Below are 8,394 nucleotides of genomic sequence, written 5' to 3' on the forward strand. Positions count from 1 at the left end.
ATGTCCGGTTCCGCATCGACAAATATTTTGATGTCGATCATTGATACCAACTTGGGTATGGCCAAAATCAGGATCCCTTCCAGTATGACGACCGGCTTCGACTCGATCGGGGTAGTCTTTTTCGAACGCGCTTGCAGACCGAAATCGTAGATTGGCGCCTCGATGTCTTGTCCGGAACGGAGTTTTGCCAAATCAGCTATCAACAGTTCGTTATCGAAGGCGTTTGGGTGATCGAGATTCAGGTTTTCGCGTTCAATTGCGCTCAGATGCGTTTGATCCTTGTAGTACCAATCCTGCGATACATAGACGACATTGCCCTTGCCCAGTCTTTTCGCGATTGTTTTTGCTACGGTTGTTTTGCCGGCACCCGATCCTCCGGTAATCCCGATGATGATCATTATTATCGTCCCCTATCATAAGATGGTTGTATTCCTTCTACATCCATTATAAGCTTTCGCCGGTCCATAGGCGAACACGAGGGGACATAAAAAGGAAACAAGAATCTGCTTATTCAGCAGGCTCTTGTTTCCTTACATTGTATTCAAATCAAAAATAATGATTTAAGGACCGTTATGAACACAACCAAACTGAACATCGAAAAAATTGTGGTGAAAACGACGATTTGGCTCGCCAAATCCGGATCACCGCCCATCTGTTGTGCCATCGTGTAGCTGGATACTGCTGTAGGACCGCCCAGCATCGTCATCATCGGCACCAGATTTTCTCCCGTCAATCCGTAAAGGACAGCCAGCGTAAGGCCGATTATCGGGATCAGAACCAACTTGAATAATACCGTCACCGCCAGTTGGATCCGTGCATTATTCAAGGCGTCAAAGCGGAAAGTGCCGCCCATAACAATCAATGCCAATGGTGTGACCAGGCCTTTGATTCCGCTCAGCGTGTCGTCGAGGAACAGAGGGAATTTCAATCCGGAAAGACTGATCAGTATCCCGATGATTGTACCGATGAACATTGGGTTCTTAAGGATGTCCAGGAGAATTCGACCGGGTTGGATTTTATGATCCGAATAGATGGAAAGTGCCACGACCGACAGAACATTATTCAAAGGAACGATGACCGCAATCAGTATCGATGTCATCCCCAATTGGCTTTCCGACAACAATGAAGTGGCAATCGGCAACCCGAACAGCACAAAATTTGAGCGGAACGTACCTTGCAGCATCACCCCGCGTTTGGCATTGTCCTTTTCGATACGCGGAATAAACAAAGCAAAAAGGAAGAAGACGCTTAAGGTAAGACCAACAGCGAACAGGAGCACATCGACTCTGAAAGTGCTTCTGACGTCCGCTTCGTAAACGTTCATCAGGAGATTTATCGGCAAAAAGAACCGGAAAATGGCGTTGTTCAATTTTTGATAAGTCGTGCCGTCCAACAACTTAGCCCGCAATAATCCCTGTCCGATCAACATGTACAACAATAAAGGCATTACTGCATTCACTGCAATGGAAAAATTCCCCAATAAATCATCTCCTTGATGTGGAAATATAATTAATAATACGCAGCCTTTTTGAGTAATGAAAGGCTGAATCAAGCAACATTATAAGTGTACCATAGATATTCTGAGTTGGGACAGTGATTGCAGGAAGGCTGGATAATTTGAATGGATCGTTGTGAGGGTATCGATCAATAGCGGATCACTTTATCTTCCTGCTGCATGCAATACATACAAGGCATCAGATGTTACCCACTCATTGCCGCTCTTTCCGTCCACTTCCCCCCAATCCAGATAAGTACTGTTTGATTGCCTATCTGCAGTTTTTTCATCAAGGGTTCGGCCATATTTTGCTTCCAACGGCCAACTGCCGTCCGGGAACCGTTTGGATTCCAAAAGATCCAACGCATCATTGCAACGACTATCTGTAACGATTCCCATCTCTGCCATGACCTTCAAGGCAAAGAGGATATCATAGTGCCAATAACAAGGGTAATGCAATAATGTGAAATCGCTCTTGATGATCCTGTTGTTCGAACACCTGCGGTAAAGGTGGCGGCACAGGAATACCTCTGCTGCTTTTTCACATGCATCCAAAATCTTTTTGTCGCCGGTCTGCCTGCCAAAGAGAGCCAATGCCCGCAACGGTATCAAGGATTCAGTGAAGGAGGAAACATCAGCCTGCGGATTCGGATCACAGTTCCATCCGCCATCCGGCCATTGCCATTTCAACAGCAACTCCACCAACAAGCGGGCTGTCTCCATTCTGGACTGATCGGTTAAGCTCAACAGGGAATACAGGGCATTTCCTTGTTGAGAGGCGTGTCTTCTGAACTTGCCATTGACAGGGTCATTTTCCCAGAATTCCGGTTTCAGCCAATTTTGGCAGACTTGATCGATTATCGGCAAGACAGCGGAATCGTTTTTGGGATAGCTGAGATCAGCCAAAAGCGTCAGTGCCCAATGCGCGCCATCCCATTTTTTGTATGGATTGTCCAACGGCATCAGCAATCCAGAAGCATCTTTTTTGCTCAGAATTTTATTGACCCGTTCCGAATGTTTGATTTCCGACAGCAAATCGCTGATTTCGGATGAATAAGGATCTTCTCCCAATAACCGGACCCTGGTAGCAAACCTGATGGATGGCTCTGGCGATTGCAACAATTTTGAAACGACTGTAGACATGATGCAGGCTCCTCTCTTTGCCTTAGTTCGGCTGATGTAGAAATGATGGAAAGGAAATGACCTGCTGCCATCAAATCTCGATAATCATCTGCAATCAACACCTCCCACTCAATCCCTTGCTGCGTTTGCGCAAATAGTCGCTTTCCTCATCCGTCAAACCATAAGTAATGATGTACCTACTGTCCAACATACAACATCCTCCTCCATTGTTGCATTCTCTTCGTGCAAGTTCTTTGTCATATCCATTATAACGAAATAGATTTGTAAACTGCATTTCTGAACCTCGGATTTCTGACGAAAAAAGTGATGTATATTCTTTGCCCTTAACCTTGATAAAGCGCTATACTGGAATAAATAAGAGAACAGGGGTGATCGGAATGATTTATGAATTCAGGGTTGCTGTCCGCGACATCGGCGTTCCAATTTGGCGGGATATCCAGGTGAACAGCGATGAGACTTTCTACGATTTCAACAGCATCATCCAAGCAGCATTCAGTTGGAGTGGTTTTTTCGAACACCGTTTTGAAATCACGCGCTCCGGTGGCACAGACCTCCTTCCCATCATCATCGAGGAGACACCTTTGGACACTTTGGAAGATTACACCGACGAGAGCGATCTCAGGGAATATTCCAATGAGGAACGTGAAGATGTGGATGAAATCGAAGAAAATAACTACGACTATTACGATGAAAACGACAGCGCGGAAAATGAGGACCAGACGCTGCAGAAATTTTTCACCGACATCGATGATGCGGCGACCTACATCTATTTCACGGACGCCGTCATAGAAGTGGATATCCAACTCACGGAGATGGTTGTTCCCCAAGAAGATTGCCGCTATCCGATTTGCGTAGCCGCGGAAAATGCCAGTCCCGACGAAATGGAGGACCGCCCCACGATTCTGCAGAATCGGGATAAATTGAAACTGACGGACACACAAGATTTGATCCGTTTGATCAACTTCGCATTATCCCAGTTGGGCGATTCGGATATTTTCGACACGGAATATGAAGACTTTGGGTCAGAATATGCGATCGATACTAGCTGGGATGATGTGCCGCCTGATGAGACGGAAGATTCGCCGCCAAATTTCTGATTCATCCTTCAAATTACGAAGCATACCGCTCATTTAGCAGCGGTATGCTTTTTTGGTGCATCCTGACATAGCACCCTCACTGTTGGTTGCTTCGGTTCACGTTTTTTGTCATATGGTGGAACAGGTCATACTTTCTTAACAAAAGAATCGTCATTCTGAAACAAATGCATCATAAATCTGTGTTATGATGTCCTTTGAATGTTCCTGACCAGCGGAATCAGTTTTGGTGCTTCTGTTGTTCAGAGCAAATTGACATACAAGGGGGCTTTGGTATGACCTACCCGATCATCATCGTTTTTCTTCTTATCCTGACGTTTATCCATATCATGAAAAAACGCAACGGCAAGGAATCCAGATTTCCGTTCACATCAGTGATTCTCGCCGTGCTTTTCGGCTACCTGCAACAGGCTACTGCTATCGGCAGCATCATCGGCATTCCGGATCTCGGCCTATACATTTCATTGGGATTTTTCAGTATCGCAACGTTGCAGGTCCTGCTTGGAAAAAGCAAGCAGAAACGCGAAGCGAATGCCCGATTCCGCAGCGGCGTATCCGGCTTGATCATGGGGACCAGTTTCCTCTATCTGCACACCCAAACAGCCAGCGATCAACTGATAGCTAGCAGAACAGGCATTTCCAATTTGACGCTCTATTTGGCAATCGGTTGCTACGCACTGGCATTCCTGTCCTTTTCGGCAAACTTGAATAAGCTGCTGAAGAAGCAAGGCACACATTTCAGAAATGGTGTACTCGGCGCCCTGTTCGGTACATTTTTCCTTTTCCTCGATACGCAAACGATGGCCGGCGATTTTTTGGCGAACATCACAGGGCAGAACGGCCTGCTTCTGTACGCCGCACTCGTCAGTTATGCGATTGCCGTCTTCAGTATTCTTATGGAGGGCAATAAGCGCTTGAAACTGGCCAGCGGCAACACCAAACGGGCGATCCTGTGCGCAGGTTTGGGCGCACTATTGAGATATATCCATCTCCTGACAACTTTGGATGATCTGTTGGGTGTTTCCGGCTGGATGGGCGCCCTCTCGTTCGGTCTCTTTATTGCAGCCGCAGTCTTCCTGGCGCTGGACCTGTTCAAATCCGGCAAATTCAAAGCCAAGAAGCTTTCTGCTGTAAAGTCTGCCAAACAAACGAATCCTGTCTTCTCAGAGGAACAGCCAGTTGCTGTAAAAAATGTGGATGCAAACGGCCTCTCGCGGTCTGAATACAGACGCAAAAAAAACAGGTAAACAGCGCAAATCATTACCTTCCAAAACGACAAAAACAGCGGTCTCTCATCATAAGAGCCCGCTGTTTTTTTAATCCTCATCCTTAATGTCAGGATCTTCCGGCAGAGGCGTGTTCATATAGGCCTCCAACTCGTGTTTGTACTTTTCTCTTTGTTCAATGAAAAAATTGAATTGATCGCGGTTCAGCAGTATGTCATCATCCACTTGGATTGTACGGATTTGGCGCTCGCGGATCAAACGCTGGATTTCGCTGACCGGCACTTCCAGATAGTCGGCCGTTTCTTGAATATTCAGATACATAATAACACCTTCCATAAAGCTCATTTCATTCATTTTACATCAAGTTAGGAAATTTTGGGGGAATTTTCTGTCATTTCAGCGCAGGCGATTGATATCGGGATTGAAGTAGTTCTTCCGCTTGACCCAGACCGGGCCGTCGCTTTTCGTGATCAAGAGCACATCGATCGGTCCGCCGACCGTTTCCATCGAAAAGGAAATTTTTCCTTTGAAGGAGGTGATGTTGACCAGCGTTTCCGCAATCAGAGCGAGTTCCTCCTTCGGCATCGAATCGATCGTCATCAAGACAGGGGTCAAATGCCGTTCCTGTTTCATGTTTTCGAAGGCATTCAGGCCCGATTCGACCAGCGTTGCCTTCAATTTGTTGATTTCTGGAGCATCGCTTTCCTTCAGCAACTTTTTCTCGGTAAGTTCCGAAATTAGTTTTTCGAGTGTGGCGCGGAGCAATTCCCCGAGGTCGGCCTCCAGATCCGGCGCTATACCGTTAATGACCGTATGGACCATATCCTGTTGCGCAAATGGGACAATGGCCGAGGAACATCTGTCTTCGGCAAAATCATTCATTACGATCTGTCGCACAGTCAACCGTTTTTTGATCACTTTGTCGACGACACCGGCTATGTCGTACTGGTAAATGCTGGGGAACAGCTCAGTGTAGCCGAAGCCAGCGATCACCAGGCCGGAGTAGGTGTCGGGATAGTAACTGTCGCTGTACACATAATTCCGCACGATTTTATAAAGATCCGGCTTGAATTTATCGTAGAGGTTCAAACCCAGGAATACGGTATCGAATAGCTCCTTAAAAACCTCGTCCAGTTTCTCCCCGTAACGGTCGGAGAAAACTTTGATCGGGGCCTTTTTGGTGATGCTCTTCATTTTTTCGCTTTCTTTCAGTAAGGCGGGAATCTTCTCCTCGACAGCTTTTTGGTAATCCGCCAGAGTGAAAGCACCGGGTGACGGTACATAAGTCGTATTCTCCAAAATATTGCTGACGTTTTCCGCATATCCGATGATGAGCACTTCGGTAAAGATCGAGGAGTAGATTTCATCCACATTCTCAAGATAATTGAAGAATTCGGTGCAGTAATCCCAGACCGAATCCAATGGGCGGGCACCTATTTTCTGATGGAATCCTGTTACGATGATTTCCCATGGTATCCCCATGAATTGAACATTTCCGAACATCATGATGCCGATTGAATGACTCGGTCCGAGCGAAAAAATCTTATTGCCGGAATTGAATATTTTCATTTGTTCGCTGTTCCCCATCGTCAGAGCGGAATCAGCCGCCAAGACCAATCCGTTTGCGTTCAATATCCCTACTTCTGCCGTCATGATGCTTCCTCGCTTCCTTTATAAACCCTTTTCCTAAAAGCGCTCTCTTTTCTCCATTATAGCCTTCCCTGTCCCTTTTCTCAAAACATTACGGACGCTGTCGTAACTTTGGATGCATGCCTGAACGCAACAAAAAGAACCAGTCACCACTATTAGGCTGCGACTGGTCCGGATTGATGCTAGTCTGTATAAGAATCCAAGCGTGCATAGGACTGATAACGGTCTTTTGCTGCCAGGAGGCTTTCGTCGAAGATCGCCTGTACATGCTCAGCATCATACTGGTTATACAATGAAGAGTAACGGACCTCTTCCATCAGAAAATCCTGGAAACGTTCAAATTGTGGTTCCTTGGAATCCAACTTGAACGGGTTTTTCCCTTTCAGTTTGTTTTCCGGGTGGAAGCGGTAAAGATGCCAATAACCGACATCCACAGCATCCTTTTCGTGTTCCTGCGATACGGTCAAACCGCACTTGATGCCGTGACTGATGCATGGCGAGTAGGCGATGACGATGGAAGGACCATCATAGGCTTCTGCCTCGGAGATGACTTTCAACGTATGCCTAGGGTTTGCGCCCATCGCAATCTGGGCGACATAGACGTACCCGTAATTCATCATCATCATGCCCAAATCTTTTTTGCGGACCGGTTTGCCGCCGGAAGCGAACTCGGCAATGGCACCTAGGTTGGATGATTTGGAAACCTGCCCGCCTGTGTTGGAATAGACTTCGGTATCCAGCACGAGGATATTCACATCTTCCCCGCTTGCGAGAACATGGTCGATTCCGCCGAAGCCGATATCATAGGCCCAGCCATCTCCTCCAATCATCCAAGTGGAGCGTTTCATCAGATAGTCCTTATAGCCGACTAAATCATTGATCAGTTGTTGGATCTTCTGATCCTTTGTGTCCGCAGTTTCCAAAGCCTTGATGTACGCTTCGGCTAACTTGCGGGCGCTGTTTTTGTCGTTGAATCCCTCTGTCCAGGCTGTTGCAGCCATTCTGAGCGAATTGTCAATCTGCAGGTTCAAGAGCTCTCCTGTCAATTCCAGTGTGCGTTGACGCAGTTGTTTCGTCGCATGGTGCATCCCAAGGCCGAATTCCGCATTATCCTCCAACAGAGAATTTGCCCATGATGGCCCGCAGCCGGCTTCATTAGTCGTATACGGAGTGGAAGGAGCCGATCCACCGTAGATGGATGAGCAGCCTGTCGCATTCGCTATCTGCATGCGATCACCCACCACTTGGGTGACCAGTTTGATGTATGGCGTTTCGCCGCAACCAGCGCAGGCACCTGAAAATTCAAACAACGGTTTTTCGAATTGACTGCCCTTAACCGTATTGATGCCGACCGGATTTTCCTTGTGCGGCAGACGGATCATGTAATCCCAGTTATTGTTTTCCTCAAGATGGTCCTCACGGTTTTTCATCTCGATCGCTTTTTTGCGGGAAGGGCAGGTCAAGACGCAGATGCCGCAACCCGTGCAGTCGGCAGCGGATACTTGGATCCGGTATTTGTAGTCTTTGTATGGGCGCATCCCATCCAGGAATTCCACGCCTTCAGGGGCATTGGCTGCCTCGTCTTCGGTGGCCAGGAACGGTCGGATGGCGGCATGCGGACAAACGAATGAGCATTGATTGCACTGGATGCATTCCTCAGGGTTCCAGATCGGAATCTGGACGGCGATTTCGCGTTTTTCATATTGCGTCGTCCCCTGCGGGAAAGTCCCGTCAGCCCGGTCCAAAAAGGCGCTGACAGGCAATTGGTTGCCTTCCATCCGCTCCA

General features: G+C 47.4%; 8 protein-coding genes. 2 read left to right on the forward strand and 6 right to left on the reverse strand.

Annotation, left to right across the window (positions count from 1 at the left end):
* The 3 genes from WBV27_RS13565 to WBV27_RS13575 all read right to left on the reverse strand — a co-directional run.
* A partial coding sequence (locus WBV27_RS13565) for an ATP-binding cassette domain-containing protein (RefSeq protein WP_424202642.1) occupies nucleotides 1–398 on the reverse strand: 398 nt, incomplete at its 3' end.
* A 143-nt stretch (nucleotides 399–541) separates the two neighbouring features.
* Entirely contained in the window at nucleotides 542–1,480 is a 939-nt protein-coding gene (locus WBV27_RS13570; protein WP_424202643.1) for an AEC family transporter, read from the reverse strand.
* A 180-nt stretch (nucleotides 1,481–1,660) separates the two neighbouring features.
* Complete coding sequence (locus WBV27_RS13575; RefSeq protein ID WP_424202644.1) at nucleotides 1,661–2,638, reverse strand: hypothetical protein; 978 nt, start codon at nucleotides 2,636–2,638, stop codon at nucleotides 1,661–1,663.
* Nucleotides 2,639–3,015: 377 nt separating this feature from the next.
* Here WBV27_RS13575 and WBV27_RS13580 point away from each other — a divergent pair, with 377 nt between their 5' ends.
* Both WBV27_RS13580 and WBV27_RS13585 read left to right on the forward strand, forming a co-directional pair.
* Nucleotides 3,016–3,735 carry an IS1096 element passenger TnpR family protein gene (locus tag WBV27_RS13580; RefSeq protein ID WP_424202645.1) on the forward strand — a complete coding sequence of 240 codons (720 nt, stop codon included), beginning with the start codon at nucleotides 3,016–3,018 and terminating at the stop codon, nucleotides 3,733–3,735.
* Between the two features lie 272 nt (nucleotides 3,736–4,007).
* The gene (locus tag WBV27_RS13585; RefSeq protein ID WP_424202646.1) at nucleotides 4,008–4,979 is read left to right on the forward strand and encodes a hypothetical protein; all 972 of its coding nucleotides are present in this window, start codon (nucleotides 4,008–4,010) and stop codon (nucleotides 4,977–4,979) included.
* A 69-nt stretch (nucleotides 4,980–5,048) separates the two neighbouring features.
* Here the strand turns inward: WBV27_RS13585 and WBV27_RS13590 are convergent, their stop codons facing one another.
* The 3 genes from WBV27_RS13590 to WBV27_RS13600 form a co-directional block, all read right to left on the reverse strand.
* Nucleotides 5,049–5,279: a hypothetical protein gene (locus WBV27_RS13590; protein ID WP_424202647.1), complete on the reverse strand. Its 231-nt coding sequence runs from the start codon at nucleotides 5,277–5,279 to the stop codon at nucleotides 5,049–5,051.
* Between the two features lie 75 nt (nucleotides 5,280–5,354).
* On the reverse strand, nucleotides 5,355–6,611 hold the full coding sequence (locus tag WBV27_RS13595; RefSeq protein ID WP_424202648.1) for a hypothetical protein: 1,257 nt from the start codon (nucleotides 6,609–6,611) through the stop codon (nucleotides 5,355–5,357).
* A 179-nt stretch (nucleotides 6,612–6,790) separates the two neighbouring features.
* Nucleotides 6,791–8,394 (reverse strand): 4Fe-4S binding protein (locus tag WBV27_RS13600; protein ID WP_424202649.1); only part of this gene is annotated, 1,604 nt, incomplete at its 5' end.

Source organism: Trichococcus sp. (assembly GCF_049589555.1).
GTDB lineage: Bacteria > Bacillota > Bacilli > Lactobacillales > Aerococcaceae > Trichococcus.